Here is a 13,727-nt window from a genome sequence, read left to right as displayed (position 1 = left end):
TCGCCCCATTGGGCGCCGATCACTGCGACATTTGCCATGGATACACGTCTCCGCCTGCCAGGCAGACCCAAGGCCGCCCTTCGACAGGACTCGGCGACCGGGCTTTTCGGAAATGCGGGGGCGCGAATGGCCCCGACGGGCGTTCGCGTCAAGGGGCGTTGCGCGGTCGGGCGGCTGCGCTAGGGTTGGCGAAGACAAAAAGGAGAAACGAATGAAACTGGCAAGCCTCAAGCAGGGCCGCGATGGCAAGCTGGTCGTCGTCTCCAACGACCTCGCCTGGTATGCCGATGCCGGGCACATCGCGCCGACGCTGCAGGCGGCGCTCGACGATTGGGACCGGCTCGAGCCCGACCTGCGCAACCTTGCCACCGATCTCGACCACGAGGTGATCCCGCGCGAGCGTTTCCACGAGCGCGAAGCCGCGGCGCCGCTGCCGCGCGCCTATCAATGGGCCGACGGCTCGGCCTATGTGAACCATGTCGCGCTGGTGCGGCAGGCACGCGGCGCGGAGATGCCCGAGAGCTTCTGGCACGATCCGCTGATGTATCAGGGCGGCAGCGACGGCTTTCTCGGGCCGCGCGACCCGATCCCGCTGGCGGACGAGGAATGGGGCTGCGACCTCGAGGCCGAAGTGGTGGTCGTCACCGGCGACGTGCCGCTCGGCGCGAGCCGCGAGGACGCGCTCGCCGCGATCCGGCTGGTCGGCCTGACCAACGACGTGTCGCTGCGCAACCTGATTCCGGGCGAGCTCGCCAAGGGCTTCGGCTTCTTCCAGTCCAAGCCGGCGAGCGCCTTCTCGCCCGTGTTCGTGACTCCCGACGTGCTCGGCGACTGGTGGCAGGGCGGCAAGCTCCACCGCAAGCTGATGGTGGATCTGAACGGCCAGCCCTTCGGCCGCGCCGAGGCGGGGGAGGACATGACCTTCGACTTCGGCACGTTGATCGCGCATGCCGCCAAGACGCGCGCGTTGGGCGCGGGCACGATCATCGGTTCGGGCACCGTCTCGAACCGTGATGCGGGGGGCGGTCCGGGCAAGCCGATCGCCGAGGGCGGCGTCGGTTATTCGTGCCTCGCCGAGCTGCGCACGGTCGAGACGATCAACGGCGGCAAGCCGGCGACGCCGTTCCTCAAGGCCGGCGACACCATCCGCATCTGGGCGGAGGACGACCGGCATCACCCGATCTTCGGGACGATCGAGCAGACCGTCGGGGGATAGGTTGCGAATGCCCGACGGCGTTCCGATCTGGGCACTATGACTGTCGAGAGCGGCTATCACGTGTTCGAGACCGCAGCGGGCTTCGCGGCGATCGGCTGGAACGCGAAGGGCATCAACAGTTTCCGGCTGCCGGCGCGAACGGCGCAGGAGGTGGAGCGGTCGCTCCTGCGGCGGCTGCCCGACGTGAAACCGGCCACGCCACCGCAACCTGTGCAAGCCGTGATTGACGACGCCCTGCGCTATTTTGCCGGGGAGCGCGTCGACTTCGCGAGCGTGCCCGTCGATCTCGGGACGCAAGAGCCGTTCTTCGAACGCGTCTATGCCTTTGTGCGCCAGCTCGGCTGGGGCGAGACGGCGACCTATGGCGCGATCGCCAAGATGCTCGAGGCGGGGCCGGAATTCGCGCGCGACGTCGGCCAGGCAATGGCGGCCAACCCGGTGCCGCTGATCGTCCCCTGCCATCGCGTGACGGCCGCGAACGGGCGGATCGGCGGCTTCTCGGCACCCGGCGGCTCGCTGTCCAAGGCGCGCATGCTCGAGATCGAAGGGGTCGAGGTCAGGGACGGCGTCGTCACCCGCGACCTGCCGCAGCTCGGGCTGGGGTTCTGAGCATCAGAATGCGAACGCGCCCTGCCGGTCGATCAGCGGCCAGCGGCCGTGATCGATGTGGCGGCCGTTCCCGCTTTCGATCAGCAGGATTTCGTCGACCGGCCATTCGATCGGCGGGATCGCGGCGCGCCGGGTCGAGCTGCCGCCATAAGCCAGGTTGAGGTGCAGGCTGAACGCATAGTCCGGTAGCGGGACGCCGCAACGCGCGATGCGCGCCACGAGGGCGCGCTGGAAATATCCGGGCGCGCGCTGGCCCTTGCGGGGCTTGAGCGTATCGCCCTCGATATGGTCGAAGGCGACCGGGAAGGGTTCGGCGTCGAATGCCTGCATCGCGCGATGAATCGCATCGATCGCCGGTTCCGTGCTCTCGCCGATCGGCAGCAAGGTGCTGTGCCAGCGTTCGGGCGCGTAGCTGATCTCGATGCCCAGCGCCGCGCAGAGGCGGATCATCGCGGTGCGCTCGAGCAGCCGCGGCTTGATCATCAGATAGAGCGGCCTGCGCCACTGCCGCTTCGTCTGCCCGCCCATCTCAGTGGAAGTCCCGCGAGCGCACCGGGATCAGGTCCGGCGCCTTGAGGCTGCGGCGCGGCAGCGGCCGGTCGCGCGGGTCGATCGTGCCGCCATGCGTCGCGCCGTCGCCGGGGATGGTGAGGTTGGGCATGTCGAGGTCGCCCACCTCGCGCAGCCAGTCGGTGAGGTCGGTGAGCTGCTCGGCGACGACATGGATCACGATCCCCTCGCGCTGCACCCGCCCGCGCACCGCGAGCATCGTCGCGGCCATCACGGTGCGGCGGTTGGCCTCGAACCGGTCGGCCCACAGCACGGCGTTGGCGATGCCGGTCTCGTCCTCCAGCGTCACGAACACCACGCCCTTGGCGCTGCCCGGGCGCTGGCGCACGAGGATGAGGCCAGCGACCTCGACGCGCTGGCCGTCCTTCATCTGCATGAGGTCAGCGCATCGCGTGATCCGCTGCGTCGCGAGGCGATCGCGCAGGAACGCCACGGGGTGCGCACGCAACGACAATTGGGTCGCGCGATAATCCTCCACCACCTCGCGCCCTTGCGAGAGCGGCAAGAGCGTCACCGGCGCCTCGACGCTTTCCGGTTTAGCCTTGCCCATGCGCGCGTCGGCGGCGGCGAACAGGTCGAGCGGCTTGTTCGCCAGCCCCTTGATCGCCCACAACGCCTGGCGGCGGTTGAGCCCCAGCGACTGGAAGGCATCCGCCCGCGCCAGCCGTTCGAGTGCAGCGGGCTTCACGCCCGAACGGCGCCAGACCTCCTCGATCGAGGTGAAGGGGCCGTCGGCGATACGGGCCTTGATGATATCCTCGCCATCCTCCTTGGCCAGTCCCTGGACGATCCGCATGCCCAGCCGGATCGGCTGGAGGCCGGCCCAATCCGCATCGGTCCCGCAGAATCCTTCGTGCCGCGCCCGCGCATTCGGTGCCCCGGCGATCATGCGCGTATCCCAGTCGCTGTCGTTGATGCACACCGGGCGTGCCTCCACGCCGTGCGTCCGCGCGTCGCGGATCAGCTGGGCGGGCGCATAGAAGCCCATCGGCTGCGCGTTGAGCAGCGCCGTGCAGAACACGTCCGGGTGATGGCATTTCATCCACGACGAGGCGTAGGCGATCTTGGCGAAGCTCGCGGCGTGGCTCTCGGGGAAACCGTAATTGCTGAACCCCTCGATCTGCGCGACCAACCGTTCGGCGAACTCCAGGCTGATGTTGCGCGCGCGCATGCCCTCGATCAGCTTGGGCCGGAACTCGCCGATGTCGCCGCTCGACTTGAACGTCGCCATCGCGCGGCGCAGCCGGTCGGCCTCGGCCGGGGTGAAGCCGGCGCCGACGATCGCGACCTGCATCGCCTGTTCCTGAAACAGCGGCACGCCCAGCGTCTTCTCGAGCACGCCCTTGAGCGCCGGCGAGGGGTAATCGACCAGCGCCGGATTCTGCCGCCGCTTGAGATAGGGGTGGACCATGTTGCCCTGGATCGGTCCGGGGCGGACGATCGCCACCTGGATCGCGATGTCGTAGAAATTCTTCGGCTTCATGCGCGGCAGCATCGACATCTGCGCGCGGCTCTCGATCTGGAACACGCCGAGCGTGTCGGCCTTCCGGATCATCTCGAAGGTGAGCTTGTCGTCCTCCTGCATCAGCGGCGAGGCAAGGGTCAGATGCGTCGCCTTGTGCCCGGCGAGCAGGTCGAATGCGCGGCGCATGCAGCCGAGCATGCCGAGACCGAGGATGTCGACCTTCATGAAGCCTAGTTCCTCGATGTCGAGCTTCTCCCATTCGACCACGCGGCGATCGACCATCGCGGCGGGCTCGACCGGGATCAGGTCGTGAAGCTTGTCGCGGGTCAGCACGAAGCCGCCGGGGTGCTGCGACAGGTGACGCGGCGTGCCGACCAGCTGGCGTGCGAGATCGAGCGTGAGCGCGAGGCGCGGGTCGCCGCGGTCGAGGTTGAGCGAGTCGGCGTGCTTGTCATCGACGTCGTTCGATGAGCCCCACACCTGGCTCGACAGCGCGGCGGTCAGGTCCTCGGGCAGGCCCAGCGCCTTGCCCACCTCGCGCAGCGCCCCGCGCGAGCGAAAGCGGCTGACCACCGCGGTCAGCGCGGCATGGTCATGGCCATAGCTCTCGTAGATCCACTGGATCACCTCCTCGCGCCGTTCATGCTCGAAATCGACGTCGATATCGGGCGGCTCCTTGCGCTCGGTCGAGATGAAGCGCTCGAACAGCAATTGATGCGCGATCGGGTCGATCGAGGTGATGCCGAGCGCGAAGCAGATCACCGAATTGGCCGCGCTGCCGCGCCCCTGGCAGAGGATCTGCTGGCTCAAGGCGAACTGGACGATCGAATTGACGGTGAGGAAATAGGGCGCGTAGCCCATCTGCTCGACCAGCCCGAGCTCATGGGTCAGCAGGTCCTGATGGGCCTGTGAAGGTTTCCCGCCGAATCTCTGTTTGAGCCCGTTCCAGGCGAGCGCGTGGAGCGCTTCCTGCGCGCTGCGTCCGGCAATGACATGTTCTTCGGGATATTGGTGCTGAAGCTCGCGCAGCGAGAAGGTGCAGCGCTCGGCGATCTCCAGCGACGCCCGCAGCGCTTCGGGATGGTCGCGGAAGCGGCGTGCCATCTCCTGCGGCGACTTGAGATGCCGGTCGGCGCTGCGCTCGCGGCGGAAGCCCAGCTCGTCGATCGTGCATTTCTCGCGGATCGCGGTGACCACGTCCTGCAGCATGCGCTCGCCGGGCGTGGCATAGAGCACGTCGCCGGTGGCGAGCGGGGTGAGGCCGAAGCGCCGGGCCGCGGTGTCGAGCTGGTGCAGCCGCAGCGCTTCGCCGGGGCGGCGGTGCTGGGTCAGGCAGACATGCCCGCGGCCGCCGAACGCGTCCGCCATCCAGCGCAGCGCCAGCGGATCTCCCGGATCGGCCATGCCGGGCACCAGCGCCCCGACCAGTCCTTCGGCCGCTTCGGCGAGATCCTCCCAATGGAGGAAGCACTTGCCCTTTTCGCCGCGCTGCGCGTCGGCGCGCGACTTGCCGAGCGTGAGCAGGCGCGTGAGCCTGGACCAGGCCGGCCGGTCCTCGGGCCAGACCAGCACCGAACTGCCATCGGTGAGGTCGAGCCGGCATCCCGCGATCATGCGGATCGGCGCGCCGAGCGCGGCGAACTGCTCGGCCGCGACCAGCGACCGCACCACGCCGCCCACCGAATTGCGGTCGACGATGCCGAGCGCTGGTAGGCCCAGCAGCGCCGCCTGGCGGAACAATTCCTCGGGCGAGGAGGCGCCGCGCAGGAACGAATAATGCGTCGTCACCTGGAGCTCGGCGTAGCTCATCCGAACACCCCGTGGAGGTACCAGCTCAAGTCCCCTGTCGCACTCCGTTCGCCGTCACCGCGGCGGAACAGCCAATAACGGCGACCTGCATCGTCCTCGACGCGGAAATAGTCGCGAACCTGCTCGGCTTCGGCGGTGCGCTTCCACCATTCGCCATGGATTCGCTCGGGCCCGTCGGCGCGCACCACGCGGTGCGGCTGGCCGCGCCAGGTGAAGCGGCGCGGGGCATGGTCGGGCAATTCGGCGATGACATGGTCGAGGCGTTCGGGGCGGCGCAGCAGCCGCGCGGGCTTGGGCCATTCGGGGTGCCAGGGATGCAGCGCCGGGTTGCGGTCGAGCTGCCCGACATCGTCGATCCTGGGCCGCGCGCCGCCGCGTTCGGGCGGGTCGAGCACCGCCATCCGCGCCGCCGCGCGTTCGGGAACGTCGCTCTCCACCGCGCGCATCCGCCACATCCGCCTGAGGCCGATCCGCGTTGCCAGCGTGTCGACCAGCGTTGCGATATCTGGCGCCGCTTCCTCGTCGAGCCGCTCGACCATCGGCTCGGGTCCGAGCGGTGCGGCGCGGCGGACATGTAGGGTGACGGCGTCGATGCCATAGCCCGGTTCGACATCCTCGATCCGACGCTTGAGCAGGCGGAGCAGATGCGCGGGATCGCGGCTCGGGCGGGCGAGGCCGATGCGGATGCGCTGGGGCACGCCGTCCACCCGGTCGGCGATGCATTCGAGCGCTTGCACGCCCAGCCCCTCGCCCTCGAGCGCAATGGCGAGCCGGGGGACGAGTTCGCCCAGCCAATGCTCGATCGCCTCGGGGGTCGCGATCGGCTCGGCGAAGCGCTGGCAGACGGCGATCGCTTCGGGCGGGATCACCGGGTCGAGCGGCTCGGGCATGCGGCCCAGCGCCTGGTCGATGCGCAGCACCGTTGCCGCACCGAAGCGGCGGACGAGCGGGCCGCGCGGCATCGCGGCGAGCTGGCCGATCCGCTCGACGCCGAGGCGTTTGAGCAGCTCGACCGCGGTTTCGTCGATGCGTAGCGCGGCAATGGGGAGACCGGCGAGCGCCTCTGCCTGTCCGCCGGGCGGGCAGACCGTGATCCGATCGCGTTCATGCCGCACCAGTGCCCAGGCGGCGCCCGGGCTGTCGGCGACCGCCACCTGCGCGGTGAAGCCGGCGCGCGCGAGCAGGCGGACGACATGCCGCGCCATCCCTTCCTCGCCGCCGAACAGATGCGCCGTCCCGGTGAGGTCGAGGAACAGCCCGTCCGCCTCCGACAGCGCGACGATCGGCGACCAGCGCCGTGCGGCCAGGATCGCGAGGCGGCGGAGCGCGGCGAGGTCGCCCTCGGGATCGGCCGGGCGGATGTCGAGCCCGTGCACCTGCGCCCGCGCCTGGGTGACCGCCATGCCGGGCCGCAGCCCCAATGCCTGGGCCGCGGGACAGGCGGCGGCGATCTCGATCCGGCTGCCGTTGCGGATCGAGGTGATGAGGGGCGCGTGCCTATCCTCCCCCGCCAGGGGGAGGGGGACCGCCGCAGGCGGTGGAGGGGGAGGACGGCGACCAATTACCGTGGTGCTTCCTCCCCCTCCGTCAGGCTTCGCCTGCCACCTCCCCCTGGCGGGGGAGGATAATGGAGATATCTCACCTTCATCCGCCGCCCAGCGCGCGCCGGGACGCCAATGGCCCTCATGCTGAGCCGGTTTGCGCAGCGGAGGGGCGGGCGGGGGAAGGGCGCCGTACGCCGGCTCAGGCCGCGCGCCGGCGCGTCGCTCCGCCTGCCGCAGCCGTTCGATCGGCCAGAGGGGCAGGTAGAGCGCAGCGACCCGTTTCATCGCATGCCTCCACTAGGATATCGAAAGGATCGCCTCCCTTTTGCCGTGCGAGACCGAGCTGCCAGCGTGCCCGGCCCACGCCCTCCACCGGCAGCGGCGTCGAGGGCGCGCACGCCACCCGCCAGCGCGTCACCGCCGCCGAGGGCGCGCCGAGCGGATCGCCCGCCTGGCGCGGATGTCGCTTCATCAGCAGCGCTATGGTGCGCCCGCCCTCCGCCGCGAGCTGCAGCCGCCGCGTCGCGGGCATGCCGACTCGCCGCGCTTCGCCCACCACCGCGCCGAGCCCGCGGTGCCGCAGTCCCTCCTCCATGATCGCGAGCAGTTCGTCATCGTCCGCCGCTTCGGCATAGAGCACGCGCTTGGGCGCGAGGCCCGACTGGTAGAGGCCGGGGGCGAACAGGTCGCGCCGCCGCACCACCCACAGCACCGGCCCCCACGCGCGCGCCGCAATCCCCGCGGTGAACAATGTCGCCGCGGCATCGTCGCCGAGGTCGGCCGTCGCCGCCGCCACCTCGTGCAACGCATCGAGCCTGAGTCCCCCGTCCGCCAGCCGTGCATCGAGCCGGCCGAGTCCGAACGGCAGCACCGGACGGCGGCGAAAGCCGCTGCCCTCGATTGCGCTCAGCGTCTCGCGCAATTGCCTGATGACCGCGGGATCGGCCATGTTCCTGCCTGCAAGCTCCGACTCGGAATAGATCGTTCCTATTTTGTTCTATTGGTAGGCAGAGTCAACCGCTTGCCAATAGTGCCGGCGGCTGCGTATCATTCGGCTATCACACCATTATCCCGGGGGAATTTGATGAAGCCCGTCACCGGCGCGATCCTGCTCGCCACCACCTCGCTGTTCGCCACCAATGTGGAGGCCGCCCCCATGCAACAGACCGCCCCGGCGCCTGCCGCCGCCGCTCCTGCCCCTGATCCCGCGCCGATGCTCGACAAGTGGCCGGGCCCGTTCGACGGCGTGCCCCAGTGGGACAAGCTCGCCCCGGCGATGTTCCCCGCCGCGTTCGAGAAGGCGATGGCCGAGGCGCGCGCGCAGTTCGTCAAGATCCGCGACAATCCCGAGTCGCCGACCTTCGCCAACACGATCGAGGCGAGCGAGCGCACCAGCGGCGCGTTCAGCCGCGTCTTCCCGGTCTGGGGCGTCTACACCAGCAACCTCGCCACGCCCGAGGTGCAGAAGATCGCCGCCGAATGGAGCCCCAGGCTCTCCGCCTTCTTCACCGAATTGAGCCTCGACCCCAAGATGTTTGCGCGCGTGAAGACGCTTTACGACAAGCGCCAGACGCTCGGCCTCAACGCGCAGCAATTGCGCCTGCTCGAGCGCGAATATCGCGATTACGTGACCTCGGGCGCGCTGCTCGACGAGGCGCAGAAGGCCGAGGTCAAGCGCATCAACGGCGAACTCGCCAAGCTCTACACCGAGTTCAGCAAGCGCGTGCTGGCCGACGAGGAGACCGCGATCATCCTGGCGAGCGAGGCTGATCTCGCCGGCCTGCCCGACAGCTTCAAGGCGAGCCTCGCCGAGGAGGCCAAGGCGCGCGGCCAGGCGGGCAAATGGGCGGTCAAGAACACCCGCTCCTCGATGCAGCCGTTCCTCATGTACTCGACGCGCCGCGACCTGCGCGAGAAGGTCTACAAGGCGTACATCAACCGCGGCGACAATGGCGACGCCAACGACACCAACGCGACGATCGCCGCGATCCTGAAGCTGCGCCAGGAGCGCGCGAAGGTGCTCGGCTTCAAGAACCACGCCGAATACCGGATGGACGACACGATGGCGGAGACCCCCGCCAACGCGACCAAGCTGATGATGTCGGTGTGGCCGGCGGCGCGCGCCCGCGTGCTCGAGGAAGTCGCCGACATGCAGAAGCTCGCCGATGCGGAGGCCGCGGCGGGCAAGGGGCCCAAGATCACGATCGAGGGCTGGGATTATCGCTATTATGCGGAGAAGGTCCGCAAGGCGAAATACGATCTCGATGAGAGCGAGGTGAAGCCGTATCTCGAGCTCAACAACATGGTCAACGCCATGTTCTATGCCGCGGGCCGGCTCTACGACCTGCAGTTCAAGGAGAATACCGGCGCCATTCCGGTCTTCCACCCCGATGTCCGCACCTTCGAGGTGACGCGCGAGGGCAAGACCGTCGGCGTCTTCTACCTCGACAATTTCGCGCGGGCGGGGAAGCGCTCGGGCGCCTGGGCGACCGCCTATCGCAGCCGTTCGGGGCTGCGCGGCGACAACATCGTGCTCGGCTCGAACAACAACAATTTCACCAAGGGCGGGGCGGGCGAGCCGACGCTGATCAGCATCGACGACGCCTCGACGCTGTTCCACGAATTCGGCCATGCGCTGCACGCGCTGCTGAGCAATGTCTATTACCCAGGTCTCGGCGGCACGCCGCGCGACTTCGTCGAGTATCCGAGCCAGGTGAACGAGAACTGGCTGCTCACCCCCGACGTGCTCAACCGCTTCGCCAAGCACTACAAGACCGGCGAGGTGATCCCGGCGGCGCTGGTGGCCAAGATCCAGAAGGCGCAGACCTTCAACCAGGGCTTCGACACGGTCGAGTATCTCTCCTCGGCGATCGTCGACATGAAGCTGCACGACCGCGACACACCCGTCGCCGATCCCGACGCCTTCGAGCGCGACACGCTGGCCGAGCTCAAGATGCCCAGGGAGATCGTGATGCGGCACCGCCTGCCGCAGTTCAATCACCTGTTCTCGTCCGACGCCTATTCGGCGGGCTATTACAGCTACCTGTGGTCGGAGACGATGGACGCCGACACCTGGGCGGCGTTCGAGGAGACCGGCAATGTGTGGGACAAGGCGACCGCCGACAAGTTCCGCACCATCCTGCTGGCGACGGGCAACGAGACCGACCGCAAGGAGGCCTACAAGGCCTTCCGCGGGCGTGACCCGGACGTGAAGGCGCTGTTCAAGCGGCGCGGGTTCCCGACTCAGTGATCTCCAGGCGCCGTCGGCTTCGTGCTGGCGGCGTCTTCGCTTCGGCGGTGGTGGAAATTGGATGCCCCGCGTGGATTCGAACCACGATTGACGGAGTCAGAGTCCGTAGTCTTACCATTAGACGACAGGGCAATGCCGTTGGAGCCGGGGCATCTAGGCGGGCGCCGGGCGGGGGTCAAGAGGGGTTGTCCGGGCCGGCGATCCGCTCGCCTTGCCCCTGTCCCCGCCATGCGCTAGCTTTCTCCACAAGCACCGGCGGCCGGCTTGGCCGTGACGGAAGAACATAAGTGAGTGGTTTGCGATGGGGGAAGGCTCCGCCAGGATGCCGCGCCCGCCGGCTCCGAAACCGGCCCGCCCGGCCCCGAATCCGTCTCCGCCCCATGGGCGGGCACGCTGGCCAGAGGCCCGGCACTATGCCGCGCTCGACCTGGGCACCAACAATTGCCGGCTGCTGATCGCCCGCCCGCAAGGGTCGGGGTTCACCGTGGTCGACGCCTTTTCGCGGATCGTGCGGCTGGGCGAGGGGCTCGCCTCGAGCGGGCGGCTGTCCGACGCGGCGATCGAGCGTACGATCGCCGCGTTGCGGATCTGCGCCGACAAGCTCAAGCGCCGCCATGTCGCACTGTCGCGCGCGGTCGCGACCGAGGCGTGCCGCCAGGCGGCGAACGGCCCCGAGTTCATCCAGCGCGTCTATCGCGAGACGGGAATCGTGCTCGACATCATCACCGCCGAGGAGGAGGCGCGGCTGGCGGTGCTCGGCTGCCACGCGCTGCTCGAACCGGGCGACGGCCCGGCGCTGGTGTTCGACATCGGCGGCGGCTCGACCGAGCTGGTGCTGGTCGATTCGGCGGGCGAGCATCCCCGCATCCTCGACTGGCACAGCGCGCCCTGGGGCGTGGTCTCGCTGACCGAGGCGCGCGGCATCACCGGCGACCATGATCCGCAGCTGCGCGCCGCCGGCTATGCGCGGATGCGCGAGAGCGTGGCCGAGGCGTTCGCGCCGTTCATCGCGCGGCTGCCCGCGGTCTCGGGCACGCCGCGGCTGCTCGGCACCAGCGGGACGGTGACCACGCTCGCCAGCGTGCATCTGGGGCTCCCTTCCTATGACCGCTCGGCGGTCGACGGGCTGATCGTGCCGGCCGCGTCGATGCGCGCGGTGAGCCAGCGCATCGCGGGGCTCGACATGAAGGGCCGCTCGGCTATTCCCTGCATCGGCGCGGAGCGGGCCGATCTGGTCGTCGCGGGCTGCGCGATCCTGGAGACGATCATGGACATCTGGCCCGCCGAGCGGCTCGGCATCGCCGACCGCGGCATCCGCGAGGGCATCCTGCGCCGCCTGATGGGGAGCCGCGCGCAATGAGCAGGGGCGGCACGCGCGGGCATACCCGGGTCAAGACATCGCGCGGGCGGACCTCGCAATCGGTGCGCTGGCTCGAGCGCCAGCTCAACGATCCCTATGTCAAGAAGGCCAAGGCCGAGGGCTATCGCAGCCGAGCGGCATATAAGCTATTGGAATTGGACGAGAAATTCGACTTCCTCAAGGGATCGAAGCGTGTCGTCGACCTCGGCCTGGCGCCGGGCGGGTGGAGCCAGGTGGTGCGGCGCAAATGCCCCAAGGCGGCGGTGGTGGGCATCGACCTGCTGCCGGTCGACCCGATCGAGGGCGTCACGATCTTCCAGATGGACTTCATGGACGACGCCGCGCCCGAGCGGCTGATGGAAGCGCTGGGCGGCGCGCCCGACCTGGTCATGTCGGACATGGCGGCGAACACCGTCGGCCACCCGCAGACCGACGCGCTGCGCACGATGGGGCTGGTCGAGACCACCTTCCAGTTCGCGATCGAGAATCTCGCGCCCGGCGGCACCTTCGTCAGCAAGGTGTTCGCGAGCGGCGGCGACGGCAAGTTCGTCGCGCAGATGAAGCGCAACTTCGCCAGCGTGAAGCACGCCAAGCCGCCGTCGAGCCGCAAGGGATCGGTCGAATGGTTCGTGGTGGCGCAGGGGTTCAAGGGACGCGCAACAGCCGACCCGGCAGACGATTGACCCAAGCGGGGCCGGGTTCCCGTTTTCCGTTGCATTTGCGGGCGACATGTTTCCACTTTCGTCAACTTGGTTCTAATTGAAGTGCAAGTATATCCAATTAGGTTTGCGTAGGAAAGCGGGCGGAATTTGTCGTGATTTGACAGATGGTTGCCCGCCGACCCGAATGCTTGCCGCTGGACCGCATCCGGCGAATCCGGGCCGATCCGCCACCGCGCCGAAACGCGAAAGTGGAACATGTCGTAGACGATGTTGGCGATTCGCATATTCGGCGCGTCCGTCCCCCGGACATGATTGTCGATCAGGTGGACGCGGTCGCGGCCCAGGCGGGCGGCGGCCCGCCGCGATCGTCGAGCCTGAAATGGAACATGCGGCTGGGGCCGTCCTCGGGCACGAGATGGAGGTCGCGGCCCTCGATCGCCACGCCTTCGCAGGTATAGGGGCCGCCGCAGCCATCGACAGGCTCGCCAGTGCCAGCAGGAGCACGGGCAGACCGGATCGCATGGTCTTGCCGATCATCCGACTTGCCCCGAGCCGCCGGCATCCGCGGCCCATTGGCAAATTCATGTGTCAGGAAAGGCAGAGCGGCGTTTCGGAAATGCTGCGCCAGCGCGCGCTTCGGCGATGCCGACACTGGAACTTGGCCGCCGGTCTCGTTACGCTTCCGCGTCCTGCAGGGGGAGGGTCCGATGAAGCACCTCGTACGCGCCGCGGCGGTCCTGGCACTGGCGCTCACGCCGCTCGCCGCCTGGGGCGATGCCAGCCCGCAAGTGGTGCTCGCCACCCCCGGCATGGGCGACGGTGCGATCGAGCGCTTCACGATCCGCTTCAGCCAGCCGATGGTGCCGCTGGGCGACCCGCGCGCGGCAGCGCCGGCCAAGGTCAGCTGCCCGGTCGGCGGCGAGGGGCGCTGGGTGGACCAGCAGACCTTCGTCCATGAGTTCGCGACCCCGCTCCCCGGCGGGACGGTATGCGAGTTCCAGCTCAACGAGAAGCTGAAGAGCCTGTCGGGCTATGCCGTCACCGGATCGCAGAGCTTCAAGGTCGATGCCGGAGGGCCGACCGTGAAGGGGATGCTGCCGAGCCGCTATGGCGGGCAGATCGAGGAGGACCAGGTCTTCCTGATCGGCACCAACATGCCCGCGACGCGCGAATCGATCGCGGCGGGCGCCTATTGCGCGGTCGAGGGGCTGGGCGAGCAGATCCCGGTCGAGGTGCTCGACG

General features: G+C 68.8%; 11 protein-coding genes and 1 tRNA gene. 6 read left to right on the top strand and 6 right to left on the bottom strand.

Annotated features, from left to right (window positions below; genetic code table 11):
* Positions 1-211 precede the first annotated feature (211 nt).
* Positions 212-1,216, top strand: coding sequence for a fumarylacetoacetate hydrolase family protein (locus tag ABDV68_RS13885; RefSeq protein WP_343520643.1), 1,005 nt, complete (start codon positions 212-214; stop codon positions 1,214-1,216).
* Positions 1,217-1,252: 36 nt separating this feature from the next.
* Positions 1,253-1,825 carry a methylated-DNA--[protein]-cysteine S-methyltransferase gene (locus ABDV68_RS13880; RefSeq protein ID WP_343520641.1) on the top strand — a complete coding sequence of 191 codons (573 nt, stop codon included), beginning with the start codon at positions 1,253-1,255 and terminating at the stop codon, positions 1,823-1,825.
* A gap of 3 nt (positions 1,826-1,828) precedes the next feature.
* Here ABDV68_RS13880 and ABDV68_RS13875 read toward each other — a convergent pair whose 3' ends face one another.
* The 4 genes from ABDV68_RS13875 to ABDV68_RS13860 form a co-directional block, all read right to left on the bottom strand.
* Complete coding sequence (locus tag ABDV68_RS13875) at positions 1,829-2,353, bottom strand: 2'-5' RNA ligase family protein (protein WP_343520640.1); 525 nt, start codon at positions 2,351-2,353, stop codon at positions 1,829-1,831.
* A 1-nt stretch (position 2,354) separates the two neighbouring features.
* A complete protein-coding gene (locus ABDV68_RS13870) occupies positions 2,355-5,669 on the bottom strand; it encodes an error-prone DNA polymerase (RefSeq protein ID WP_343520639.1) in 3,315 nt (1,104 codons plus the stop codon).
* Positions 5,666-7,120 carry a DNA polymerase Y family protein gene (locus ABDV68_RS13865; protein WP_343520646.1) on the bottom strand — a complete coding sequence of 485 codons (1,455 nt, stop codon included), beginning with the start codon at positions 7,118-7,120 and terminating at the stop codon, positions 5,666-5,668. Before ABDV68_RS13865 ends, ABDV68_RS13870 begins: the two co-directional genes overlap by 4 nt.
* Before the next feature lie 292 nt (positions 7,121-7,412).
* On the bottom strand, positions 7,413-8,162 hold the full coding sequence (locus tag ABDV68_RS13860) for a protein ImuA (protein ID WP_343520638.1): 750 nt from the start codon (positions 8,160-8,162) through the stop codon (positions 7,413-7,415).
* A 135-nt stretch (positions 8,163-8,297) separates the two neighbouring features.
* On the opposite strand from ABDV68_RS13860, the gene ABDV68_RS13855 reads away from it, so the two are divergent.
* The gene (locus ABDV68_RS13855; RefSeq protein WP_343520636.1) at positions 8,298-10,463 is read left to right on the top strand and encodes a M3 family metallopeptidase; all 2,166 of its coding nucleotides are present in this window, start codon (positions 8,298-8,300) and stop codon (positions 10,461-10,463) included.
* 58 nt (positions 10,464-10,521) lie between these two features.
* Here the strand turns inward: ABDV68_RS13855 and ABDV68_RS13850 are convergent.
* Positions 10,522-10,595: transfer RNA gene (locus ABDV68_RS13850), tRNA-Gln, on the bottom strand.
* 190 nt (positions 10,596-10,785) lie between these two features.
* Between ABDV68_RS13850 and ABDV68_RS13845 the strand changes: the two genes are divergently transcribed.
* Both ABDV68_RS13845 and ABDV68_RS13840 read left to right on the top strand, forming a co-directional pair.
* Positions 10,786-11,823, top strand: coding sequence for a Ppx/GppA phosphatase family protein (locus ABDV68_RS13845; RefSeq protein ID WP_343520634.1), 1,038 nt, complete (start codon positions 10,786-10,788; stop codon positions 11,821-11,823).
* Positions 11,820-12,506 carry an RlmE family RNA methyltransferase gene (locus tag ABDV68_RS13840; protein ID WP_343520633.1) on the top strand — a complete coding sequence of 229 codons (687 nt, stop codon included), beginning with the start codon at positions 11,820-11,822 and terminating at the stop codon, positions 12,504-12,506. The genes ABDV68_RS13845 and ABDV68_RS13840 overlap by 4 nt, the downstream gene beginning before the upstream one ends.
* A 298-nt stretch (positions 12,507-12,804) precedes the next feature.
* On the opposite strand, the gene ABDV68_RS13835 is transcribed toward ABDV68_RS13840, so the two are convergent.
* On the bottom strand, positions 12,805-12,927 hold the full coding sequence (locus ABDV68_RS13835) for a hypothetical protein (RefSeq protein WP_343520632.1): 123 nt from the start codon (positions 12,925-12,927) through the stop codon (positions 12,805-12,807).
* A 265-nt stretch (positions 12,928-13,192) separates the two neighbouring features.
* Between ABDV68_RS13835 and ABDV68_RS13830 the strand changes: the two genes are divergently transcribed.
* Positions 13,193-13,727 (top strand): hypothetical protein (locus ABDV68_RS13830; RefSeq protein WP_343520630.1); only part of this gene is annotated, 535 nt, incomplete at its 3' end.

The organism is Sphingomonas sp., assembly GCF_039595165.1.
Lineage (GTDB): Bacteria > Pseudomonadota > Alphaproteobacteria > Sphingomonadales > Sphingomonadaceae > Sphingomonas.
The sequence above is the reverse complement of the archived record's forward strand: the minus strand, read 5'-3'. Positions and strand labels throughout refer to the sequence as shown.

What these genes read in the sequence shown, in the direction of transcription:
- ABDV68_RS13880 (WP_343520641.1), top strand. Translation starts at nt 1,253, where the DNA reads ATGACTGTCGAGAGCGGCTATCACGTGTTCGAGACCGCAGCGGGCTTC.
- ABDV68_RS13885 (WP_343520643.1), top strand. Translation starts at nt 212, where the DNA reads ATGAAACTGGCAAGCCTCAAGCAGGGCCGCGATGGCAAGCTGGTCGTC.
- ABDV68_RS13860 (WP_343520638.1), bottom strand. Translation starts at nt 8,162, where the DNA reads ATGGCCGATCCCGCGGTCATCAGGCAATTGCGCGAGACGCTGAGCGCA.
- ABDV68_RS13840 (WP_343520633.1), top strand. Translation starts at nt 11,820, where the DNA reads ATGAGCAGGGGCGGCACGCGCGGGCATACCCGGGTCAAGACATCGCGC.
- ABDV68_RS13870 (WP_343520639.1), bottom strand. Translation starts at nt 5,669, where the DNA reads ATGAGCTACGCCGAGCTCCAGGTGACGACGCATTATTCGTTCCTGCGC.
- ABDV68_RS13875 (WP_343520640.1), bottom strand. Translation starts at nt 2,353, where the DNA reads ATGGGCGGGCAGACGAAGCGGCAGTGGCGCAGGCCGCTCTATCTGATG.
- ABDV68_RS13855 (WP_343520636.1), top strand. Translation starts at nt 8,298, where the DNA reads ATGAAGCCCGTCACCGGCGCGATCCTGCTCGCCACCACCTCGCTGTTC.
- ABDV68_RS13845 (WP_343520634.1), top strand. Translation starts at nt 10,786, where the DNA reads ATGCCGCGCCCGCCGGCTCCGAAACCGGCCCGCCCGGCCCCGAATCCG.